The organism is Stutzerimonas stutzeri, from assembly GCF_000952685.1.
In the GTDB taxonomy this organism is placed as follows: Bacteria; Pseudomonadota; Gammaproteobacteria; order Pseudomonadales; family Pseudomonadaceae; genus Stutzerimonas; species Stutzerimonas stutzeri_E.
Map to the genome: position 1 here is coordinate 178,283 of NZ_JYHV01000029.1, position 22,947 is coordinate 201,229.

General features: G+C 62.5%; 22 protein-coding genes. 17 read left to right on the forward strand and 5 right to left on the reverse strand.

Features of this window, described 5'->3' with window-relative positions:
* Positions 1–4: 4 nt before the first annotated feature.
* The 3 genes from UF78_RS15485 to hpaR all read right to left on the reverse strand — a co-directional run bounded on the left by UF78_RS15485 (position 5) and on the right by hpaR (position 2,737).
* Positions 5–1,021, reverse strand: a complete 1,017-nt coding sequence (locus UF78_RS15485) for a TRAP transporter substrate-binding protein (RefSeq protein WP_045163103.1) — start codon at positions 1,019–1,021, stop codon at positions 5–7.
* Positions 1,022–1,373: 352 nt separating this feature from the next.
* The gene (hpaA, locus tag UF78_RS15490) at positions 1,374–2,288 is read right to left on the reverse strand and encodes a 4-hydroxyphenylacetate catabolism regulatory protein HpaA (protein WP_045163104.1); all 915 of its coding nucleotides are present in this window, start codon (positions 2,286–2,288) and stop codon (positions 1,374–1,376) included.
* A 29-nt stretch (positions 2,289–2,317) separates the two neighbouring features.
* Entirely contained in the window at positions 2,318–2,737 is a 420-nt protein-coding gene (gene hpaR, locus UF78_RS15495; RefSeq protein WP_045163105.1) for a homoprotocatechuate degradation operon regulator HpaR, read from the reverse strand.
* Positions 2,738–2,944: 207 nt separating this feature from the next.
* Here hpaR and UF78_RS15500 point away from each other — a divergent pair, with 207 nt between their 5' ends.
* From UF78_RS15500 to UF78_RS15580, 17 genes are all read left to right on the forward strand, one after another.
* Entirely contained in the window at positions 2,945–4,441 is a 1,497-nt protein-coding gene (locus UF78_RS15500) for an aldehyde dehydrogenase family protein (protein ID WP_045163106.1), read from the forward strand.
* 152 nt (positions 4,442–4,593) lie between these two features.
* Positions 4,594–5,253 carry a fumarylacetoacetate hydrolase family protein gene (locus UF78_RS15505; protein WP_045163107.1) on the forward strand — a complete coding sequence of 220 codons (660 nt, stop codon included), beginning with the start codon at positions 4,594–4,596 and terminating at the stop codon, positions 5,251–5,253.
* Positions 5,254–5,263: 10 nt separating this feature from the next.
* Positions 5,264–6,037, forward strand: a complete 774-nt coding sequence (locus UF78_RS15510) for a fumarylacetoacetate hydrolase family protein (RefSeq protein ID WP_045163108.1) — start codon at positions 5,264–5,266, stop codon at positions 6,035–6,037.
* A 4-nt stretch (positions 6,038–6,041) separates the two neighbouring features.
* Entirely contained in the window at positions 6,042–7,502 is a 1,461-nt protein-coding gene (hpaE, locus tag UF78_RS15515; protein ID WP_045163109.1) for a 5-carboxymethyl-2-hydroxymuconate semialdehyde dehydrogenase, read from the forward strand.
* Between the two features lie 72 nt (positions 7,503–7,574).
* Positions 7,575–8,432 (forward strand): 3,4-dihydroxyphenylacetate 2,3-dioxygenase, encoded by an 858-nt coding sequence (hpaD, locus tag UF78_RS15520; RefSeq protein WP_045163110.1) that lies wholly within the window; start codon positions 7,575–7,577, stop codon positions 8,430–8,432.
* Positions 8,433–8,452: 20 nt separating this feature from the next.
* The gene (locus tag UF78_RS15525) at positions 8,453–8,863 is read left to right on the forward strand and encodes a 5-carboxymethyl-2-hydroxymuconate Delta-isomerase (RefSeq protein WP_045163111.1); all 411 of its coding nucleotides are present in this window, start codon (positions 8,453–8,455) and stop codon (positions 8,861–8,863) included.
* Between the two features lie 9 nt (positions 8,864–8,872).
* Positions 8,873–9,676 carry a 2-oxo-hept-4-ene-1,7-dioate hydratase gene (hpaH, locus tag UF78_RS15530; RefSeq protein WP_045163112.1) on the forward strand — a complete coding sequence of 268 codons (804 nt, stop codon included), beginning with the start codon at positions 8,873–8,875 and terminating at the stop codon, positions 9,674–9,676.
* A gap of 95 nt (positions 9,677–9,771) precedes the next feature.
* The gene (hpaI, locus tag UF78_RS15535) at positions 9,772–10,575 is read left to right on the forward strand and encodes a 4-hydroxy-2-oxoheptanedioate aldolase (RefSeq protein WP_045163113.1); all 804 of its coding nucleotides are present in this window, start codon (positions 9,772–9,774) and stop codon (positions 10,573–10,575) included.
* 11 nt (positions 10,576–10,586) lie between these two features.
* Complete coding sequence (locus tag UF78_RS15540; RefSeq protein ID WP_045163114.1) at positions 10,587–12,041, forward strand: NAD-dependent succinate-semialdehyde dehydrogenase; 1,455 nt, start codon at positions 10,587–10,589, stop codon at positions 12,039–12,041.
* A gap of 66 nt (positions 12,042–12,107) precedes the next feature.
* Positions 12,108–12,707 (forward strand): hypothetical protein, encoded by a 600-nt coding sequence (locus UF78_RS15545; RefSeq protein ID WP_045163115.1) that lies wholly within the window; start codon positions 12,108–12,110, stop codon positions 12,705–12,707.
* Between the two features lie 139 nt (positions 12,708–12,846).
* Positions 12,847–13,821 (forward strand): helix-turn-helix domain-containing protein, encoded by a 975-nt coding sequence (locus UF78_RS15550; RefSeq protein WP_045163116.1) that lies wholly within the window; start codon positions 12,847–12,849, stop codon positions 13,819–13,821.
* Between the two features lie 100 nt (positions 13,822–13,921).
* Entirely contained in the window at positions 13,922–14,830 is a 909-nt protein-coding gene (locus tag UF78_RS15555; protein ID WP_045163117.1) for a SphA family protein, read from the forward strand.
* An 11-nt stretch (positions 14,831–14,841) separates the two neighbouring features.
* Positions 14,842–16,059 (forward strand): MFS transporter, encoded by a 1,218-nt coding sequence (locus UF78_RS15560; protein ID WP_045163118.1) that lies wholly within the window; start codon positions 14,842–14,844, stop codon positions 16,057–16,059.
* Between the two features lie 48 nt (positions 16,060–16,107).
* Positions 16,108–17,547 (forward strand): amidase, encoded by a 1,440-nt coding sequence (locus UF78_RS15565; RefSeq protein WP_045163119.1) that lies wholly within the window; start codon positions 16,108–16,110, stop codon positions 17,545–17,547.
* Between the two features lie 189 nt (positions 17,548–17,736).
* On the forward strand, positions 17,737–18,555 hold the full coding sequence (locus UF78_RS15570; RefSeq protein ID WP_045163120.1) for a molybdenum cofactor biosynthesis F family protein: 819 nt from the start codon (positions 17,737–17,739) through the stop codon (positions 18,553–18,555).
* The gene (locus UF78_RS15575) at positions 18,552–19,346 is read left to right on the forward strand and encodes an SDR family NAD(P)-dependent oxidoreductase (protein WP_045163121.1); all 795 of its coding nucleotides are present in this window, start codon (positions 18,552–18,554) and stop codon (positions 19,344–19,346) included. Before UF78_RS15570 ends, UF78_RS15575 begins: the two co-directional genes overlap by 4 nt.
* Positions 19,343–20,110, forward strand: coding sequence for an SDR family oxidoreductase (locus UF78_RS15580; protein ID WP_045163122.1), 768 nt, complete (start codon positions 19,343–19,345; stop codon positions 20,108–20,110). Before UF78_RS15575 ends, UF78_RS15580 begins: the two co-directional genes overlap by 4 nt.
* Positions 20,111–20,336: 226 nt before the next feature.
* Here UF78_RS15580 and UF78_RS22920 read toward each other — a convergent pair whose 3' ends face one another.
* Positions 20,337–20,480: a hypothetical protein gene (locus UF78_RS22920; RefSeq protein ID WP_155397659.1), complete on the reverse strand. Its 144-nt coding sequence runs from the start codon at positions 20,478–20,480 to the stop codon at positions 20,337–20,339.
* Positions 20,481–20,731: 251 nt separating this feature from the next.
* Entirely contained in the window at positions 20,732–22,075 is a 1,344-nt protein-coding gene (locus UF78_RS15585) for a hypothetical protein (protein ID WP_045163123.1), read from the reverse strand.
* Positions 22,076–22,947: the final 872 nt, after the last annotated feature.

Here is a 22,947-nt window from a genome sequence, read left to right on the forward strand (position 1 = left end):
CTAATCACCGGTCACCGGCAACCAGCTTGCGCACGCCGTCTACCAGCGCAGCACCGTCGAGCCCGTTATCGCTGGCCTCTTTCGCCCACTGATCCGGTACCGCAGCCACGGCGGCTTCCATGGCTTGGTACTCCGCGTCAGCAATCGGCACGATCGAGTCAGCCGGTACCTTCTGTTTGGCCTCGGCGATCGCCTTGTCCCAGGCGGCACCAAAGCGCTCGGCCAGCGCCTTGCCGCTGTTGCGGTCGAGAATGGCCTTTAGATCATCCGGCAGTTGCTCGTATTTGCGCTTGTTCATCAGCATCGTCAGCACCGTGTAGCCGAATGCCTGGCGGCCTTCGGCAGCGCTGTGATATTGGGTGACTTCATCGAGTTTGGTAGGCGGCACCACTTCCCAGGTCGCCATCGCACCGTCGACCACGCCCTTGGATATCGCCTCGGTCATCTGTGCGGGGGGCATGCTCACGGGCGTCGCGCCGAGGCTTTCCAGGGTCCTGGCAATGGTTCGGCTGGATGCGCGCAGTTTCAGGTCCTTGAAGTCCGCTGCCGTTCTTACCGGTGTGCTGCGCGTGTGTACATCCATGCCGCCGTCGCCAAACAGCGCGAGCATTTTGTAGTCTTTGAAATCATCCTTCGCGTACTGCTCGTAGAAATCCCAGATGATGCGATTGCCAGCCTGACCGCCATACGGGAGCAGGGATGGCAGCTCCAGCGCCTCTACCCGCGGGAACTTGCCCGCGGAGTAGCCGGGAGCTGTCCAGACGATATCAGCCACACCGTTTCGGGCCATGTCCGCCAGCTTGGCCGGGGTGCCGCCCAGTTGCATCGACGGATAGATCTGGCATTTCAGGCGACCCTGCGACTCTTTTTCCAGATCTGCACACCAAGGCTCGATGACGTTGGCATGCGCATTTGACGCGGCGGGAAGGAAATGGCCGATCTTGAGGGTGACGGTCTCGGCACTGACCAGTGACGATATCCCGAGCAGGACGGCAGCGGCAGCAGCTTTGGCGGTATGCATCGTAGGGTCCCTTCGTTGTTGTTTTAGAGACAGGGGGCAAGGTCGCCCGGACTTTGGTTAATACATTAACCTTCTAACGACTAAAGTCAACATACAGACAAATGGGCCAAGCTAGTTATGCGTTGCTCCATCTAGGCATGAGTAGATAAATACTTTAAATTCAATCGCTTATTTGTTTTCACTCACGAATAAAAACAACGACCGCTATCAAAAAAGCGCCGATCCAACATTGTTAATCTATTAATAGTAGATCGCTGGCTAAGCAGCGCTTACCTCCGCGCGCAACGCGCCAGCGCCGTCGACGAAAGGTGCATCCTCAGAGGGCGATCGGGTGCAACCGGCAGGCGCCCTCCTAGCCTGCGTGCGGATCGTTGCGAGCCGCACGCAGGCGGTACTCACCCGGCGTGACATCCGCGTTACGGCTGAAGAAACGGCTGAAATACGCCGGGTCCTTGAAGCCCAGCTCGTAGCAGATCTCGTTGACCGAATGCCCCGTGAACAGCAGAAGCCGCTTGGCCTCTTGCATAAGCCGATCATGGACCAGTCGTTTGGACGGCAGGTCGGCGATACGCCTGCACACATCGTTGAGTCGCGCTTCCGTCGCGCCCAACGCCTCGGCATATTGCGACAGCGACCAATGCGCCTGGTAGTGCGCCTCGATGAGTTCGTTGAAGCGTTGATAGATGTGAAGGTCCTCGCCGCGTGCCGGCTGTGCAGTGAGCGAGCGCGAGGACAGGCGCAGCAGGCTGATGAAGATTAGCCGTGTCAGCGAGATAAGACTCAATGCACGGCCCGGACGCTGCTCGGCGAACTCGCTGCGCAACTCGTCGAACAACAGATTCAGGCGCATGATTTCACGTCCGAACTCAGGCCCCAGCTCGGCCAGCCCTACACAAACCGGCGAGATGTTCGGGCCCGACGCAAGCCCGAACTCCTCGGACAACAGCGGCCAGATCAGTTGCTGGCGAACCGTAATGACGTGCCCGTCGCTTTCGGCATCCGTGACGAAGGCATGGGTGAAGGTCGGCGGCGTGAGAAAGAACATCGGCCCTTGCTGCTGATAGCGCTGGTCATCGAGATAGACCCGCACCGTGCCGCTCTTGACGTAGTGAACCTGAAAGAAGCGGTCATGCCGATGCACGGGCATGTTGCGACCGAAGAAGTCAGCCAGATTGCCAAGCGCCTCGTAATGCACCTCGGCGTCGGCGTAGCGCTGGTCGTAGACCTGGCCGATATCGATATTGGGAATGGGTTGCTGATCTCGCATGTGCCCTCCCGATGCCTGCATTTAGCCCGTCAGGGCTTGATCTGCTTGAACTCGTTGAGCAAGCCGAACAGCTGCTGCAGTTTTTCCTCGCCGAATTGCTCCTGGATCCGCCGATAGTTGGCTTCCATGTCCTCGCTCATGGACAGGAAGCACTGATGCCCCTTCTCCGTGAGGTTGATGTGCACGCGCCGCTGGTCGTGGGCCGGCTTACGGCGGCTGACGATACCGTCGCGCTCCAGACGCGTCAGCACGCCAGTCATGCTCGGTTTGAGAATGCAGGCGAGCTCGGCCAGCCGATAGCTCTCCATCTCGCCATGCTGGCGGAGTATGCGTATGACCCGCCATTGCTGCTCGGTCAGGCCGTGCTGATTGAGCGACGGACGGAAAAAGCTCATGGCGGCCTCGCGGGCCTGCAAGAGTGTCAGCGTGAGGGATGGACGTGTTGGCATGGGATTCCGAGTTCGAGTTGGAATGATGAACATTTTAACGTTCGCATGATGATCCCTGGCAAGCGCTGCCGACAAAAGCAGGCTTCTGGCAAGCATGAACATATCGCGCTGCACGCAGAGTCAAGCCACCTGCAACGAGGGATCTTAACCTCCGACATCCAAGAGGCATCTGTTCAGCGATGCCAACATTGAAGCGGGAGCACTCAAATGTCTGCCTTGATCGACGTGATCCAACCAGTAACTCAATTCCTTCAGAAACGACACGCCTCGTTCATTGACGGTCAATCCTTATCCGACCAAGGCGGCGCCAGCCACACGCTGCATAACCCGGCCACCGGCGAGCCGTTGGCTACAACAGTCCAGGCCGACGCTGCCGAAGTCGATGCGATCGTGCTGTCGGCATACCAGGCGTTCACCTCCGGGCGTTGGAGCAAGCTAGCACCGGCCGAACGCGAACGTACACTGCTGCGCTTCGCCGATCTGGTCGAAGCGCACGGTGAAGAACTGGCGCAGATCGAAACGCTGAACCAGGGCAAGTCGATCCACCTGTCCCGCGCCATCGAGGTTGGCGCCTCGGTCAACTACATGCGCTACATGGCGGGCTGGGCCACCAAGATCGAAGGCCAAACCTTCGACGTCTCGATCCCGATCCCGGCTGGCGCGCGTTTCAATGCTTATACCCGTCGCGAGCCTGCAGGAGTGGTTGCGGGCATCGTGCCGTGGAATTTTCCGATGATGATCGCGCTGTGGAAGGTCATGCCTGCACTGGCCTGCGGCTGCACCATCGTCATCAAACCGGCCGACGAAACGCCACTGACGGCATTACGCCTGGCCGAACTGGCCATCGAAGCCGGCATCCCTGCAGGCGTGTTCAACGTACTGATCGGCAAAGGTTCGCAAGCCGGCGCAGCACTGGTCGCCCATCCGCTGGTCAACAAGGTCTCGTTTACCGGCTCGACCGCGGTCGGCAAGCAGGTTGGTATCGCCGCGTTGAACAACATGACCCGCTTCACCCTGGAGCTCGGCGGCAAGAACCCGATGCTGGTTCTGGAAGACGCGGACATCGAGAAAGCCGTCGCCGGCGCCATTGGTGGCGGTTTGCTCAATCAGGGACAGGTGTGCGCAGCCGCCTCTCGCCTCTATGTGCACAGCAGCCAGTACAACCGGTTCGTCGAGGCGCTCAGCGCAGCAGTGTCGGGAATGACCATCGGCGCGGGCCTGGACCCGAATGCGCAGATCAACCCGCTGGTCTCCCAAAAGCACCAAGCCAGCGTATTGAATTACCTCGAAATCACCCGAAGGGAAGGCGCACGTTTCGCAACCGGCGGCCAGACCATGGACCTTCCGGGCTATTTCGTTCAGCCCACGGTGCTGTGCGACATGGAACAGAAATCCACCCCCATCCAGGAAGAAATCTTCGGCCCGGTGCTTTCAGTCATGGCCTACGACGACCTCGAGCGCGCGGTGGAGATGGTCAATGACAGCCGCTACGGCCTGACCGCGAGCATCTGGAGCAACGATCTGGGCCGGGTCATGGACCTGATCCCCCGTATCGAAGCCGGAACCGTCTGGGTCAACAACCACGTGCCGGTCGATCCGAACATGCCGTTCGGCGGTTTCAAGCAATCGGGCATGGGCCGTGAATTCGGCCGCGCTGCGATTGAAGGGTTCACCGAAACCAAGTCGGTGTGCATCACCTACTGATCGAAGTGGATGCCGTGGGCGCACGGCTCGGCCAGCAAGTCGACCAAACGACCAGCATACTCCCTTGACATTCATTAACATATTAACTACAAAGTTAACATCTTAACGAGCTGCAGACGGACAGGTTCGCAGCCAAGTATCGGAGAACAACGATGGCCCGCTCCTTAGACCAGGCAGCCTCCGGCACCCTGTTCGGCATTGCGCTGAACTACAAAGGGCTGCTCGATAGCCGGATGGATGAGTTCCAGCAAGCGCCTTACCAGAAGCCGCCGGTCAAGCCGGTGCTGTTCATCAAGACGCCTAATACGCGCAATGCCGACGGTCAGCCGGTGGTGTTTCCGGCCGGTGTCGAGCGCCTGCAACCCGGCCCTGCGCTGGGTGTGGTCATCGGCAAACGTGCCAGCCGCGTCAGCGAAGCCGACGCCATGAGCCACGTGGCCGGCTACACCATCGTCAACGAATTCAGCCTGCCGGAAGACAGCTATTACCGCCCGGCGGTCAAGGCCAAGTGCCGCGACGGCTTCTGCCCCATCGGGCCCGAGCTCGTGGAAGCGAGCCAAGTCACCGACCCGAACGCCCTGACCCTGCGCCTGCTGGTCAACGGCGAGGTTCGACAGGAAAACAGCACCGCCAACTGGGTGCGCACCATCCCCCAGCTGATCGCCGAACTGAGCGACTTCATGACCCTGAACGAAGGCGACGTGCTGATCACCGGCACCCCGGAGGGCCGTGTGGACGTAAAGCCCGGTGACACCGTAGTGGTGGAAATCACAGGTCTGGGCAAGCTGACCAATACCGTGGTCGCGGAATAAGGAGCCAACGATGAAACGCGCACGTATCCGCTACCAAGGCGACATCCATAACGTCACCGTAGAAGCCGACAACGCTGTTCGCTTGTCGAGCGGCGAGCTGCTGCTCGAAGACCAGGTCGAGTGGCTGCCGCCCGCCACCGGCAGCATGTTCGCCCTGGGCCTGAACTACGCCGACCACGCCGCCGAGCTGTCCTTCAAGGCGCCGACCGAGCCGCTGGCCTTCATCAAGTCGGCAAATACCTACACCGGCCACAAGCAGGTCACCTGGCGCCCGGACAACGTCAAGTACATGCACTACGAGTGCGAACTGGTCGCCGTGATCGGCAAGCCGGCACGCAACGTCAAGCGCGAGGACGCCCTTGAGTATCTGGCCGGCTACACCGTCTGCAACGACTACGCGATTCGCGACTACCTCGAGAACTACTACCGCCCGAACCTGCGGGTGAAGAACCGCGACTGCACCACGCCGGTCGGCCCGTGGATCGTCGACGCGGCCGAGGTGCCGGACCCATCCAACCTAAAACTGCGCACCTGGATCAACGGTGAGCTGAAGCAGGAAGGCACCACCGCGGACATGATTTTCGATATCCCCTACCTGATCGAGTACTTCTCCAGCTTCATGACCCTGCAGCCGGGCGACATGATCGCCACCGGCACGCCAGAGGGCCTGGCCGACGTGGTGCCGGGGGATGAAGTCGTCGTGGAAGTGGAAGGCGTAGGCCGTCTCGTCAATACCATCGTCAGCGAAGAAGAGTTTTTCGCGGCGCGTGCCAAAGAGGTTTGAATACATGATCAAGCATTGGATCAACGGCCGTGAGGTCGAGAGCAAAGAGACGTTCACCAACTACAACCCGGCCACCATGGAAGCCATCGGCGAAGTCGCCAGCGGTGGTGCCGACGAGGTGAACCAGGCCGTTGCGGCCGCCAAGGAAGCCTTTCCCAAGTGGGCTGGCCTGCCCGCCAAGGAACGCGCTCGCCTGATGCGCAAGCTGGGTGAGCTGATCGACCAGAACGTGCCCAAACTGGCCGAACTGGAGACGCTGGACACCGGCCTGCCGATCCACCAGACCAAGAACGTGCTGATCCCGCGGGCCTCGCACAACTTCGACTTTTTCGCTGAAGTCTGCACGCGCATGAATGGTCACACCTACCCGGTCGATGACCAGATGCTCAATTACACCCTGCATCAGCCGGTGGGTGTGTGTGGCCTGGTGTCGCCGTGGAATGTGCCGTTCATGACAGCCACCTGGAAAACCGCGCCCTGCCTCGCACTGGGCAACACCGCCGTTCTGAAGATGAGCGAGCTGTCACCGTTGACGGCGAACGAACTGGGCCGCCTGGCCCTTGAAGCCGGCATCCCCAACGGCGTATTGAACGTCATCCAGGGTTATGGGCACATCGCCGGCGACGCGCTGGTCAAGCACCCGGACGTGCGTGCCATCTCCTTCACCGGCGGCACCGCCACCGGCAAGAAGATCATGGCCAACGCCGGCCTGAAGAAGTACTCGATGGAGCTGGGCGGCAAGAGCCCGGTACTGATCTTCGACGATGCCGATCTCGACCGGGCGCTGGATGCCGCGCTATTCACCATCTTCTCGCTCAACGGCGAGCGCTGCACCGCTGGCAGCCGTGTCTTCATCCAGGAAAGCGTCTACGCGAAGTTCGTCGACGAGTTCGCCGCCCGCGCCAAGCGGCTGATTGTCGGTGACCCGCAGGATCCGAAGACCCAGGTCGGTTCGATGATCACCCAGGCTCACTACGACAAGGTCACTGGCTACATCAAGATCGGCATGGAAGAAGGCGCCACCCTGGTTGCCGGTGGCCTCGAGCGCCCTGCGGGCCTCCCGGCTCATCTGTCCAAAGGCCAGTTCATCCAGCCGACGGTGTTCGCCGACGTGAACAACAAGATGCGCATCGCCCAGGAGGAAATCTTCGGCCCGGTGGTCTGCCTGATCCCCTTCAAGGACGAAGCCGAAGCCCTGCGTTTGGCCAACGACACCGAGTACGGCCTGGCCTCCTACATCTGGACCCAGGACATCGGCAAGGCGCACCGTCTGGCTGCGGGTATCGAAGCGGGCATGGTGTTCATCAACAGCCAGAACGTGCGCGACCTGCGTCAGCCGTTCGGTGGCGTGAAGGGCTCGGGCACCGGCCGCGAAGGTGGCGAGTACAGCTTCGAGGTGTTCACCGAAGTGAAGAACGTCTGCATCTCCATGGGCAGTCACCACATCCCGCGTTGGGGCGTGTAAGGCAGCCGGCGGGCGCCAGCGCGCCCGCCACCACTGAACAACAAGAGCCCTCCGGGGCCAGGGAGAACCGTCATGGGCGAAGTCGTCCTCGCAGCAAAGATCTGCCACGTTCCTTCGATGTATCTGTCCGAACTACCCGGCCCGAACCACGGCTGCCGGGAACAAGCGATCGCCGGCCACAAGGAAATTTCCCGCCGCGCCCGTGAGTTGGGTGCCGACACCGCCGTGGTGTTCGATGTGCACTGGCTGGTCAACAGCGGCTATCACATCAACTGTGGCGAGCACTTCAAGGGCATCTACACCAGCAATGAGCTGCCGCACTTCATCAAGGACATGGACTACGAGTATCAGGGCTGCCCGGAGCTGGGCGCGTTGATCGCTGAAGAGGCCAATGCCGCCGATGTGCGTACCCTGGCGCACAACATCCCGAGCCTGGAGCTGGAATACGGCACCCTCGTCCCGATGCGCTACATGCACATGGGCGCGCCCGACGATCAGCAGTTGAAGGTGGTTTCCATCGCCGCCTGGTGCGCCTGGCACCGCCTGGAAGACAGCTTCACCTTTGGCGCAGCCGTGCGCCGCGCTATCGAGAAGAGCGACCGCAAGGTGCTGGTGCTGGCCTCCGGTTCGCTGTCGCACCGCTTCTCCGATGACCGCATCGCTCAGCAGAACCTGAACAACTGGAGCCGCGAATTCGACAAGCAGGTCGACCATCACGTGGTGAAGCTTTGGCAGGAAGGCCGCTTCAAGGAGTTCTGCGCCATGCTGCCGGACTACGCCGAGCACTGCTATGGCGAAGGCAAGATGCACGACACAGCCATGCTGCTCGGCCTGCTCGGCGGCCCGGAATACAGCGGCAAGGTGGAAGTCATCACTCCGCTGTTCGGCAGCTCCGGCACCGGCCAGATCAACGCCATTTTCCCGCTCTGACCCAGCACGCGGAGGCCCCTATGCCACATCTGGTTCTGCTCTATACCGCCGACCTGGAAGCCGAGGTGCCGATGGGCACACTCTGCCGCGAGCTGGCTGACACCATGCTCGAGCAGCGCGACGAGGCCGGCAAAGCCGTGTTTCCCAAGGGCGGCACCCGTGTGCTGGCCTACCCTGCCGCGCATTCGGCGGTGGCTGACGGCCAGGGCGACTATGGCTTTCTCTACGCCAACCTGCGGATGGGCAGCGGTCGCAGCCAGGCCGTGCACCAGACGGTCGGCGCGGCCCTGAGCGCCGTACTGGCGCGCCACACCGAGGCCGTGCGAGCGCGTCGCCCAGTAGGCGTGACGCTGCAGATCGATGAAAGCCCGGGTCAGGTATTCGATGCCAAGCACAGCAGCCTGCACCCCCTGTTCAACAAGAATTCCTGAGGACACCCCATGCTCGACGCCTCCGTCATCCAACAGTGCGCCGCACGGCTGGACGCAGCCGAACGCTCACGGCAGCAGATTCGCCAGTTCTCGCTGGAGCATCCCGAAATCTCCATCGAGGACGCCTACGCCATCCAGCGCGCCTGGGTGGACATGAAGATCGAGGATGGCCGCAAGCTGGTCGGCCACAAGATCGGCCTGACCTCGCGCGCCATGCAGGTCTCGTCCAACATCACCGAGCCGGACTACGGCGCGCTGCTCGACGACATGCTGTTCGACGAGGGCACCGACATTCCCTTCGAGCGCTTCATCGTGCCGCGCGTGGAAGTCGAACTGGCGTTCATCCTCGGCAAACCGCTGAAGGGCCCGAACTGCACCATCTTCGACGTGCTGGACGCCACCGAATACGTGATTCCCGCGCTGGAAATCATTGATGCACGCATCCATCAGGTTGACCCCGACACCAAGGTCACCCGCAAGGTCTTCGATACCATCTCCGACAACGCGGCCAATGGTGGCGTGGTCATGGGCGGCCGGCCGATACGACCCCACGACATGGACCTGCGCCGCGTCCCGGCGATCCTCTACCGCAACGGCGTCATCGAGGAGTCGGGCGTTTCCGCCGCGGTGCTCAATCACCCGGCCAAAGGCGTGGCCTGGCTGGCGAACAAGCTGGCGCCGTATGACGTCACCCTGCAGCCGGGCCAGATCATCCTCGGCGGCTCCTTCACCCGTCCGGTCGCCGCCAACCCAGGCGACAGCTTCCACGTCGATTACGACCAGCTGGGCTCCATCGCCTGCCGGTTCGTTTAACGAGCACTGGGGCTGGGGACGGGGGGTAGGCATGGGACAGACAGAATTCCGTGAGCCGTGCACCCAGCCCCAGCGCCTCAATTGAGGAGTCCACCATGGACCTTCCAGTCAACACCTTCAAACAACGCCTGAAATCGGGCGAAGCGCAAATCGGCCTCTGGGTCGGGCTGGCCGAGCCCTATTGCGCTGAGCTGGCAGCCAACGCCGGCTTCGACTGGCTGCTGCTCGATGGCGAGCACGCGCCGAACGATGTCCGCAGCCTGCTCGGCCAGCTCCAGGCCGTGGCAGCATATCCGTCCCATCCGGTGATCCGCCCGCCCATCGGTGATGCCGTAGTGATCAAGCAGCTACTGGATCTCGGCGCGCAGACGCTTCTGGTACCGATGGTGGATTCCCGTGACCAGGCCGAGCAGCTGGTACGCGCCATTCACTACCCGCCCAAGGGCATTCGCGGTGTGGGCAGTGCGCTGGCTCGCGCCTCGCGCTGGAACACCGTTCCTGGCTACCTCACTCATGCCGACGAACAGATCTGCCTGCTGGTGCAGATCGAGAACCTGGAAGGTCTCGCGCATCTCGATGAAATCGTCGCAGTCGATGGCGTGGATGGCGTGTTCATCGGCCCGGCTGATCTATCCGCTTCGATGGGCCATCGCGGCAATCCGGGCCATCCGGATGTACAGGCTGCCATCGAGGATGCCATCGAGCGTATCCGTCGCGCCGGCAAGGCCGCGGGCATCCTCTCGGCCGACCAAACGCTGGCACGCCGCTACATCGAACTCGGCGCAGCCTTCGTCGCGGTCGGCGTCGATACCACCATTCTGATGCGCGGGCTGCAGAGCCTGGCCGCCGCATTCAAGGACGCCCCCGCCCCGACTACCGGTGGCGGCGGCGTTTACTAAACGAGGTCGAGATGAATCTGAATGACTCCTCACTGCTGCGCCAGAACGCCTACGTTGATGGCCAGTGGATCGAAGCCGAAGACGGCGCCCGCTTCGCCGTGCGTAACCCAGCCGATAACAGCGTCATCACCGAAGTCGCCTCGGTTGGCGTGAGCGAAACCCGCCGCGCCATCGAGGCCGCCGAACGGGCCTGGCCGGCCTGGCGCGACAAGACCGCCAAGGAACGCGCCGCCATCCTGCGCCGCTGGTTCGAACTGATCATGGCCAATCAGGAAGACCTGGCGCGCCTGCTGAGTTGGGAACAGGGCAAGCCGCTGGCCGAAAGCCGTGGCGAAATCGCCTACGGCGCGAGCTTTATCGAGTGGTTCGCCGAAGAGGCCAAGCGGGTTTACGGCGATGTGATCCCGCACGACAAACAGGGCCGTCGCCTCGTGGTGATCAAGCAGCCGATCGGTGTGGTTGCAGCCATCACACCGTGGAACTTCCCCAATGCCATGATTACCCGCAAGGCCGGTCCGGCCCTGGCCGCCGGTTGCACCGTGGTGCTCAAGCCCGCCTCGGAGACGCCGCTGTCAGCCCTCGCACTGGCCGAACTCGGCGAGCGTGCGGGCATTCCGGCCGGTGTGTTCAACGTGGTGCCGGGCACCAATTCCCGCGCCATCGGTGGTGAACTGACCGGTAACCCGAAGGTGCGCAAGCTCTCCTTCACCGGCTCCACCGGCATCGGCAAATTGCTCATGGCCCAATGCGCCGAAAGCATCAAGAAGGTCAGCCTGGAGCTGGGCGGCAACGCGCCCTTCATCGTCTTCGACGACGCCGATCTGGATGCGGCCGTACAGGGCGCGCTGGGATCGAAGTTCCGCAACACCGGGCAGACCTGCGTCTGTACCAACCGCGTATTGGTCCAGGCCGGCGTGTATGAAGAATTTTCCAAGCGTCTGAGCGAGGCCGTTGCCGCCATGAAAGTCGCCCCGGCCACAGACGACGGCGCTCAACAGGGCCCGCTGATCAACGAGAAAGCAGTCGCCAAGGTCGTCGAGCACATCGAAGATGCCGTGTCCAAGGGTGCCCGCGTGCTCACTGGCGGCAAATCCCATGCCCTGGGCGGAAGCTTCTTCGAGCCGACCGTGTTGGCCGATGTCACGCCTGACATGCTGGTCGCACGCGACGAAACCTTTGGCCCGCTGGCGCCGATCTTCCGCTTCGAGACCGAAGAGCAGGCAATCGCCATGGCCAACGATACCGAGTTCGGTCTGGCGTCCTACCTCTATACACAGAACCTGGGCCGTGCCTGGCGGGTCAGCGAGGCGCTGGAATACGGCATGGTCGGCGTTAACGAAGGGCTGATTTCGACCGAAGTCGCTCCCTTCGGCGGCATCAAGCAATCCGGCCTCGGTCGCGAAGGCTCCCATTACGGAATCGACGATTACATCGAGCAAAAATACATGTGCCTTGGCATCGGCTGAGGCTTCCGAACTCCTCGTGTCACCTTCTTAGCCGGCTCACCACCGGCTCTTTTTTGGGAGTTGAGTATGAATAGACGCCTCCTACAGGCGGTTCTCCCACTGGCCGTAACGCTTGGCTTATCCGGCTGCAGCACCTCCAGCGATACCGATCCGCACGCGCGCTTCACCGCCGCGCTGCAGAAGGAAATCGATAACCGCGCGCTCGCTAGACACGTAGTGCCGGTTCTGGCTGAACGGCATGCGGGTAGCGACCAAGGCCAGTTCTGGTCCAGCTACACCGCGCTGGAGATTCTTCAGGCGCCCCGTTACACCGCCATTGCCGAACGCCACGGCTTCGCACCCGCCAGGCTGAAGACGCGGATCAAGGGGGATGCTTCGCTGTTGATCAGTTGGGCTTTCCCGCAGCGCTTCACTCGCTCTCTGTCCGGCGCAACGGAGAAATACGTCGAGGAGCTGCGCGCCATCCCGGTGCCACCTGATCCGGAAGATGCCGAATTCCGTCAGTACATGATCGAGCAGGAAGAGGCTCAGGTTAAGGCGCTCGCCCAAGCGGCCGCTGGGCGCTATCAGGCAGCGGCTGACGAACTTGAGGCGTTCATTGCCATGACCCGATGCGCCTCGGGTGAAGCCAACAGCTCGGCAGCTCTGGCGGGCTGCGATGGCTGAGCCGTAAGGCGCACAGAACCGTGTTCCCTGCGCTCGGCTTCTAGCCGATATCGGCAAATATTGAGCGCATCGGCCCGCATGGGAATGGAAATTGCCTTAACCAGATATCGCAGGATTCAACCCCCAGAGGGTTACCGAAATGCACAGTGCCATCATCGATCAAGCCGTGCCGCTACCGATCATTCGCTATCGGCAGACATTCGACATCGAGGATCACGCCGGCGGCTTGGACGGCTGGCAGTTGCGCTACGACCAGCTCACCCCCGGTGTATTCAAGGGCAGCATCAGCCAGATGCACCTCGAAGGCCTGCAACTGGTTCATGATCGAGCCAACCAGGCAATGACCAAGCAGGGCGAAACCTGGAAAGGTGCCATCAGCTTCAGTTTGCCGCTGCACGTACCAAACAGCAGTTTCCATTGCCTTGGCCATTCGGTCATTGGCCGAAATCTGCTGGTCACACGAGGCGAAGACTTGCCCGAGCTGCGAACGCCAGCCGATCTAGATCTGCTCTGCATCGCCGTTGACGAGTCGCTGCTTCGCGACAGGCTGGAAAGGAACCTCCAGTTGACCAGCCTGCCATCGATGCCTCACTGGTATCGCATGGTGGACGCAGAGAGTCATACCGCGCTGGTCGAGCTGTGTAGCAGTCTGCTCGATGCGCATGCCAACAAAACCAACGACCTACTCGGATACGCCGCTATACGCGCCGGTATTCGTGATGCCGTGGTCATGCACCTGCTGGATCTGATCGACGATCAGGAGGTGAATCTGCTGGAACCCAACGCACGTAAGCGCCTGGTCGACCGTGCGCGCGAATACGCGTTGGCGAACCGCGATGCCCCACCCACGATCCTGGAACTCTGCGACAAGGTCGGCGCCTCGCGTCGCAAGCTTCAGTACTGTTTCCAGGAGACGCTGGGGATCAATCCGGTGGCGTACCTGCGGGCGTTACGACTGAATGCTGCGCACCGCGCGCTGATCACAAGTGACGGCACGCTATCGGTGCAGACAGTGGCGGCCAGCTGGGGATTCTGGCACCTCAGCCGCTTCGCCAGCGACTATCGCCAACTGTTTGGTGAATTGCCTTCGGACACGCTTCGCCGTGCTCGATGAAACTGTGCTGATTTCGGATAACCACCTTCGCTGACCTGTCCATAGGCTTCCCCTACCCATAACAACAAAACAGGGGAACACCATGAAAGGACATCGCACGATGGCCGCCAAGGGATTGCTTTGCGTATCGATCCTGGCCGCATCCGGCATTGCACTGGCTACTGAAGGCGGCGCGCCCACGACTCCCAATGGCGTGTACGACTTCGGTGCCGGTTTCACACCGCCGGCGACACCTACCGGCACCGTCGGTCTGCGCACGGCGTTCTACTCGGCCAACCGGCTGATGGACGCCAGCGGGGACAAAACCCCGGTGGACTTCTCGATCGATGTCCTGTCCATCGGACTGGCGTATATCCGCATGACCGACCAGCAGTTCCTCGGCGCGCGATACGGCTTCGGAGCGGTGCTGCCCTTCTTCAAGATGAATGCATCGCTCGATGTCGACACCCCGTTCGGTCCGATATCCCGAGACGCGGAAATGTTTCGCCAGGCAGACGCACAGATCCTCCCACTCATACTGCAGTGGTCGCCTTCACGCAATCTGGGGATCAATACCCAGTTTCAGATCCAGCTACCGACCGGTGACTACGACGAAGATCGCTTGGTTTCTCCCGGGCTCAACCACTGGACCTTCTCGCCAATTCTCAACGCCACCTACATCACCGATGGCGGTTTCGAGATGTCGTCGAGCTTCCAGGTTGACGTCAACACTCGCAACCACGCAACCGACTACAAGAACGGCGTCGAGTACCGCCACGAGTTCGCCGTCGGACAGCACGTCGGCCCCTGGACGCTAGGCCTGGGTGGCTATTACTACCGTCAACTGAGCGATGATGACAGCCCCGACCTCACCAGCGGCAACCGTGGCCGAGTCGCCGCCATCGGGCCCGCTATCAGCTATTTCAAGCCGGGTCTGCCGCCCGTCTGGCTCCACGCTTACAAGGAATTCGGCGCACGCAACAAACCCGAGGGCTACACCGTCGCCCTGCGCTTCTCGCACAGTTTCTGAGGAGACCGAACATGAGCCGGAATCTGTCACCGATACGCCAAGCCAGGACCGGACGCGAAGGCGCCGTACTGATGCTCGGCAGCAGTCTCACTATCATGGGCTCGGTCATGGTCGCGCCGATCTTGCCGAAGCTCTTCGCTGAGTTCGGCCCGGTCGAACCGAAAGCCGACCTGCTCGTTCCGCTGGCCATCACAGGCCCCGCGTTGACCATTGCACTCTTCGCACCGCTGGCTGGATGGCTGGCCGACCGCGTGGGCCGCAAGGCATTGCTGGTGGCTGCCACCATCCTGTACGCCCTCTTGGGCACGTTACCGGCGCTACTGGACAGCTTGCCCGCCATTGTCGGTTCGCGGCTGCTGTTCGGCTGTACCGAAGCGGCAATCATGACCTGCTGCGCCGCCTTGATTGCAGACTACTGGCAGGGAGAGCAACGGTTGCGGCTGGTCAACCTGCAAGTCGTGACGATCGGGCTGATCGGCGCGCTGTTCTTCGTGATTGGCGGCGCGTTGGGTGAGCAGGCATGGCGAGCGCCGTTCTATCTGTATTTGTTGCCCTTGCTGCTGGTGCCATTCATGGCTCGCGTGCTCTGGGAACCGGCAACCATCCGCCAGCAACAGTTGGAAGATGGCGAGGACCAAATTTCCGTCCTGACGCTGGTGATCGGCTATCTGCTGATCTTCGCCGGCATGCTGCTCAACTTCATCGTCCCGGTACAGGCGCCCGCGCTGCTGGTCAGCATCGGCATCACCTCCAGCACGCTGATCGGCGCCTCTGCCGGCCTTGGCCTGCTGGCCTCGCTGGCAGGCGCGCTGCTTTGGCCGGTGTTGCGCCGGACGCTGGGCATCTCCGGATGCAACGCTCTGCTGCTTGGGTTGCTGGCGCTGGGTCTGTGGCTACTGAGCCAAGCCCAGACCTATAACGAGGTGTTGGTGGCGGTATCGCTCCATGGCATCGGTGCCGGCTTGCTGGTCCCCAACGCCATGGCACCGGTGATGAACGCGCTGAGCGCCAACACCCGAGGGCGTGGTCTGGGCGCGTTCACCGCATTCCTCTACCTCGGCCAATTCGCGAGCCCCCTGCTGATCGCGATGCTCGGCGGCTTCAATTACGACCTTCGTGGCGCCATCCAACTGCTGGCCATGCTCAGCCTGACGGGCGGCATCGTCTGGGTCGTCGCGGCCATCCTCAAGCCACATCGTGCTGCAGAAGCCATCGGCCCGCACGCCTGATTCAACTGCCGACGCGCGAGCGTCGGCCTTCACACCTCCGAGGCTTATATGCAAGACATCCAATCACTCATGGACCGCGAGGACGCGACAGGACTCGCCAATTTGGTCAAAGCACGCGAGGTCAGCCACAGCGAGTTGCTGGAAGCTGCGATTGCTCGACTGGAACTCGTAGAGCCGCAGCTCAACGCGGTCGCCGAAAAGCTCTATGACACCGCACGCAAGGCGCCGACGTTCGATGGCCCGTTCGCCGGCGTACCAACGCTGATCAAAGACCTGTTTTCACCGTTGACCGAAGCACGCATGACCAGCGGCTCGATTGCGCTGGGTGAGGCCAGGCCCGGGCTCGACGATGCAGTGGTGAGCCGCCTTCGCACCGCGGGTTGTCAGTTCATCGGCACCAGCACGTCGCCTGAATTCGGCACCTCCTATACCACCGAGTCGACCCGCTTCGGTGCGACCCGCAACCCCTGGGATACAACGCGCAGCGCCGGTGGCTCCAGCGGCGGCGCCGCAGCCTTGGTAGCGGCTCGTGTCGTCCCCTTTGCGCATGGCAATGATGGCGGCGGCTCGCTACGCGTGCCGGCGTCCTGTTGTGGCGTCTTCGGGCTCAAACCCAGCCGCGGTCGCATGCCCAGTGGCCCACTCGTCGGTGAAGGCTGGGCCGGTATGGGTACGCCCCACGCCATCACCCTGTCAGTGCGCGACAGCGCCGCCCTGCTCGATGTGACCGCTGGTGCGGATCTTGGCGCGCCCTACGCCGCCCCTCACCAGAGCATCCCATTCGTTGACTGCCTGACTCGCCGGCCCACCCGGCTGCGCATTGCGGTGATCGAGCATCTGGCTCCCTGGACCAGCAGTGCGGAAGCGCTGGCCGCCGTGCGCCACACCGCGCAGCTGTGCCAGGAGCTGGGTCACCAGGTAAAGCAGACCACACTCCCGGTCAATCCGCTGCCGGTGCTCGACGCGATGTTCGACATCATCGGCGCCAGCACCCGCAGCTACGTCGATATGCTCGGCAAGCTACGGAATCAGCCGGTCGCCGATGAGGAACTGGAGCCCCGAACCCGGATCATTCTGCGCGAGCGAGGCGCCGTCAGCGGGGCACGCTACGCCGATGGCGTCGCCAGCCTCCATGCACTGGGACGCGACCTGGCACGCTTCCTCTGCGACTACGACCTGATACTGACCCCGACGCTGACCCGCGAGCCTCCACGCATCGGGACTCTGGATGCGTTCGATGACCGCCTCGACCTGGCCACGCTGATCGAACACTTCCACAGCTACTCGCCGTTCACCTCGCTGTTCAATGCCAGCGGCCAGCCCGCCATGTCGGTTCCGCTTTACTGGAGCCCGAAGGGTTTGCCGATCGGCTCCCATTTTGCCGCTCGTTTCGGTGAGGAAGGCACCCTGCTCGCCCTCGCCGCGCAGCTTGAAGAAGCCCAGCCATGGAGGGGCCGGGTGCCGGTGGTAAACGCGCTGCAACGCTGAAATGCATAGGCGGGAACGTCTGGACTCCCAACCGGCCAGTCCCGCCGTCCCGTTTCGAGGCTTATCGCAGCAATGTGCGCGCCTAGCCCCGCCTCGAGTTTTCCCGGTGCGGACCTAAACCTTCTGGTTGATATTCGCGCCCGGGCATCGCGGCCAGGATAGACGCACCCATACCGAGGAGTACTACTCATGTCCGCTACATCAGAATGGATCACTGTCGGCGCCCTGGCCGACGGCTTCATGCCCGAAGCCTTCCTGCTACCGCACGTCAACGACTTTGCTGGCAAGACCCATACGCTGCATTTCGCCAAGGGCGGCGCCATCGAGCATCGCTTCGAGGCTGATCGCCTGCATTGGCACGCGGACGATGGCCACTCGACCGGCAGTGCCCCGTACCGGGCTACAGCGCTGCGTCCCAGCATTTACCTGGTGGATTTCGTCAAACAGGAACAGGGCCGCCATTGGTCCATCAGCCTGGTGCTCGACGTCAGCGCTGGCGTTTTTACCGCAGTCATCGGTGCGCTGCCCAGCGAAGCCGACACGCAGCGTGGGCTCTATGGACGTGCGCTCGCCGGCGAGCCTCTGACAGGCGTGGAGGTGCAAATCCTGCACGGCAGCCTCAACGACGCCAGCCGTGCCAGCCAGTGCCATCACCAACCAACCGATCAACTGGTGGGCCTGCGCAACCGTTACCGCTACAGCCCCACCGAGGTCTATGACCATATCTACCTCAACGAGCAGTTCTACACCTGGATGTGCCTGAAGGGCGTTGAGAAAGGTCTGTGCGACACCGACCGCTGCCATTACATCGCGATTGCACCGGAGCTGTTCCTGTTCGTATGGCGCGAAAAGATCGTACCGACCCTGGGGCTGGTGCTGATTGACCTGAAAGCCCATCGCAGCGACGGCAAAATCTTCGGTTATGCCGGGGAAGACTTCACCCAGGTGTCCAACTTCCCTGTCGCGTCCCACTGCCAGGTGGTCAGCCGCCTGGAGGCGTCTGAATGAGCCAGCGCACCCTCCTGATTACCGGGGCCGGCACCGGCATTGGCGAAGCCTGCGCGCGGCTGTTCGCGCAGGATGGCGCTAATGTGGTGCTGGTCGGCCGTCGGCGCGAACCGCTGGAACGGCTTGCAGCGGAAATCGGCGGCCTGGTCCTGGCCGGCGATGCCGCCAGCAGCCAGGGCTGGCAAGCGTTCATAGCGCAGATCCGTGAGCGCTTCGGTGGCCTGGACGGTGTCGTCGCCTGCGCCGGCGGGCTCGGCCCGGGCAGCGCCACCCAGACCAGCGACGAGGTCTGGCAGATGGCCATGCGCAGCAACCTGGATAGCGCCTTCCAGACCGCACGGGCCTGCATACCCTTGCTGGCAGAGCGAGGCGGCAGCCTGGTGCTGCTTGGCTCCATCGCTTCCTTGGCGGCCGGCCCGGAAGTGTGCGGCTACACCACGGCCAAGCACGCCCTGCTGGGGCTGAACCGTTCGCTGGCCCGCGACTTCGGTCCGCAGGGCGTGCGGGTCAACTGCGTCTGCCCGGGCTGGGTGCGCACGCCGATGGCGGACGAGGAAATGCAGCCGCTGATGGACCACTACGGTGAGGATCTCGACGCCGCCTATGCCCGCGTCACAGCGGACGTGCCGCTGCGCAGGCCAGCGACCTCGGAGGAGATCGCCCGGGTCTGCCGCTTCTTGCTCGGCGAGGACGCCTCGATCATTACCGGTGCCACGCTGGTGGCCGATGGCGGCTCCACCATCGTCGACGTGCCCACTCTCGCTTACGACCGCATGGGGATTGCGCAATGACCGGGAATCAGACCTTCGCCAACCGCATCGTCTTGGTCACCGGCGGCGCACAGGGGATCGGCCGTGGCATCGTCGAAGCCTTCGCGCGCCGCGGTGCCGAGGTGGTGATCGCCGACCGCCAGGCCGACGCCGCCGAGGCGCTGGCCGAGACGCTACGTCAGGAAGGGTTGGCGGTCCGCGCGCATGCCGTCGATCTGGCCGATCTCGCCGCCATCGATGCCCTGTTCAAGGTGCTCGACGGGCTGGATGTGCTGGTGCACAACGCCGCGTACTTCCCATTGGTCAACTTCACCGACATCACCCCAGAGGTGCTGCAACGAACCCTGGATGTGAATCTGGCCGCGCCCTTCTGGCTGACGCAACGCGCGCTGCCGCTGATGCAAGCGCGTGGCGGCGGCAGCGTACTGATGACCTCCTCGGTGACCGGACCGCGCATGGCCTATCCGGGGCTCGCGCACTACGCGGCCTCCAAGGCAGGCGTCAACGGCTTCATCCGCGCCGCGGCGCTGGAGCTGGCGCCCTACAACGTGCGGGTCAACGGCGTCGAGCCGGGCATGATCCAGACGCCAGCGATGGACAACCTCGGCGACACGGCGCTGGCCGAGCACATCGCCGCTGGCGTGCCGCTGGGCCGTCTCGGCCGCCCAGCCGACATTGCCGAGGCGATGGTATTCCTCGCATCCGAGGGTGCCGGCTACATCACCGGCCAGACCATCGTGGTCGATGGCGGCGCCACGCTGCCGGAGGTACGGCCGGCGGGCTGAGCGTCCGGCTGGCGACCTCAGACAAGCGGGAGCAGCAGGTCGCATTGCCCCGTACCTAGCTTTCGAAGTACGGGGTGATGATTTCCCAGCGCCCGCCTGGCGGTCCCAGGCCCGCAGACCGAAGATCGAGCCTTCCGCCCTTCCCATCGCAGTCCTGCGTGTACTGCCCCGCATCTCCGGGAACGGTGGCGCATCGCATCAATCGTCAGGGCGGGTTCCAGCCCCTTCAGCGCACGCCCAAAATCTGCGGGCGGACGCTGTAACCGTGGGCTCCGTAATGCGAGTAGTGGAACAGCCGCTGCATCTCGTTCGGCACCAGCCAGCCCACATCGCCCGGCGCATAGAACAACCGCCCCACTGCCGAACGCACATCTCACGGCCACCGTTGCCTTGGGCTGGAAGGCACCGTGCGTGCCGATGGACTTGAGCAATGCGACGGGTCATTGATTCAGATCGAAACGGCGGCGGATTACCACGGCAAGGCCCCTGATGTAACTTTGCGCCAGCCAAAGAAAAAGGCGCTGGCTAACCAGCCAGCGCCTTTTGGGGTCCGTCAAGCGGTGTTCAGCCGCATCGGGACGACGTGGCGATGCCTTCGCGCCACACCTGATGACTCGCCGATCAGAACATGGTCACGACCAGCAACTGTCCATACAGGTTGGTGTCGTCATTGCCTATCTGGCTGCCGCCGTTGGCCAGGCTTTCGTTCGGCTTGTAGAAGCCCACCACAGGAATGATGAACAGATTGTCCCTGGCTGCCCACTCGGCATACAGGTCGATTTCCTTGCCGCCCAGGTCGGCGAACGCACCGGCATTCGAATCGATCGTTTCGAAGCGGTACATCAAGGCGCCAACCGTCAGGTTTTCCGCAGGGGCGGCCTTCAAGCCGATGTGGTGCACGCGCGTGTTGCTATTGAACGGGCCGGCATAGTTGGAGGCGACTTCGCCTTGGAACCAGGTGCCCAGTGCACGGCCGTTGCCGTAGAACAGCGGGTCATAGGCGTTGGAGAAGCGGCTGTAGCGGTAGTTGACGCTCGGTGACCAGGCGATGTCCGAGAAGGTCCAGCCGGCTTCCAGATACCAGGCGTTCTCGTTGCCGGCATTCTTGTCCTGATAGGCGTATTCGCCCGACAGGAACAGATTTTCGATGCCGGCGTTGCCCTGCGCCCGTAGGCTGTAGGTCTTGATGCCCTTGCGATCGACGAAGTCAAAGTCCTCGTCGGTATCCAGCACGTCGAGGTAGGTAAGGCCCACGGTGCCCTTATCGGTGACATTTTCCAGCGTAGCCACCGCCATTTCTGGCCGCCCCTGGGAGCGATTGTCGGATTTGAGCCACATCAGATCGCCGCGCAGGCCCTGCTCCCCTCCAAGCCGCAACACTGCCGTCTTGTCGAAGGCTTTACGCGGGGTGATGTAATAAGCACCGCCTCGGTCGAGCATCCCGTCCGCCACTTCCCGGCCGAAATTGAGCGCATCACCGGAAACCAGAAAGCCGTCACCGATCACGATGTTCTGCCGGCCGAAAGAGACATCCACACCGTTTTCGCCCAAGGCCGCGAACCGATTGCCCGAGCGCCAACCGAGGTAGGCGTCCTCGATCTTGGTGGTGCGCTCGCTACCGTTGGACCAGCCCGCCGCATCGCCGTCACCGAAGGTACCGGAGCTGACCCAGTTGAGCGCGCCGTATGCCTGATCCCCGGAACCGCTCAGCCCCTGCGAGAAGCTGAAGCCGTACTTGAGATAGGCCTCCTGCCAGGATGAAGAGCCTTCTGCCAAGGTGCCGGATTGGCCATAGTTCTCGCCGCTGTGGAACAGCCCGACCATGGCTTCCAGGTCAGCGTTGATTTGCGTGTCGCCCTGGTTGTACAGCTCGTAAGCCCAACCCTGGCCGCTGGCGCAAACCAGCAGCGCTGCACTACCCGCGCGAATGGACTGGGCAAGCTTGGTACGCGATAGCCTATGCATTCGAAGAATCCTTGTTGTTGTGTTGTTCAGTTCCGAGGGCAATGGCGATGCCGCTCGATGCCACGGCGGCTCGAACGCTCCTTGTTGGCCATATGGCGGCCGGAGCTTGGGCGAGTGTAGGGAGGGGGCGCAGGCAATTATTTCCTGTGGCTGCCAGATCCTTGATTACCGATGCCACCGCGAATATCGTCATGCGGGCACGCCTGCGGGATCGGGCGACGCGCCTTTAAGAGGCCGCGTAGCGGGCCAGGCGCCGCATTTCGACGGCACCGAAGGCATGCATATCAGCGGCGATCCGCCAGCGTCGGTTAGACGATCAAGGGCCTCGAGGCTACAGTCGGTCCCGCAGCCATTCTTATGGCTTTGCCGCAGGCGTTATCGTCATCCAACGCGCCCACTGCCTCACTTCGCTGCGCCATCAACTGCGCAAGATTCCTGTGGAAGTGCTGGAGCTGCTGCCCGCCCCATGTGCAAACGGAACTCACCGGTGCCCAGCAAGCCACCGATCCTCGTGCCATGCCGCTTCGCGACTACATAGAACAAGTGATGCGAATGCTCGAACGTCGCAATCATCCCCGCGGGGAGCTTTTGCTCGATCGCGATAACGCTCGAAGATGGGCCGATTGGGCGGCACATACGACGCCATATTCGCAACGATGAACTCTTAGCGATGAGCCGCCTCGGGGATTGACCGTGCACACCTCCAATCTTTCGGAGCATGCTCTGCTTCGAGGGCTGTGGCGATCTGCAGTCCCAGCCGCTGAGGTCGCCAGGCTGCGCTGATCGATACCCGTCACGTCCTGCCCATCGGCCTATGGCCGATGCGTGGGATCAACAGGGATAGCGCCGGAAATCCAAAAAAACGAAAGCCC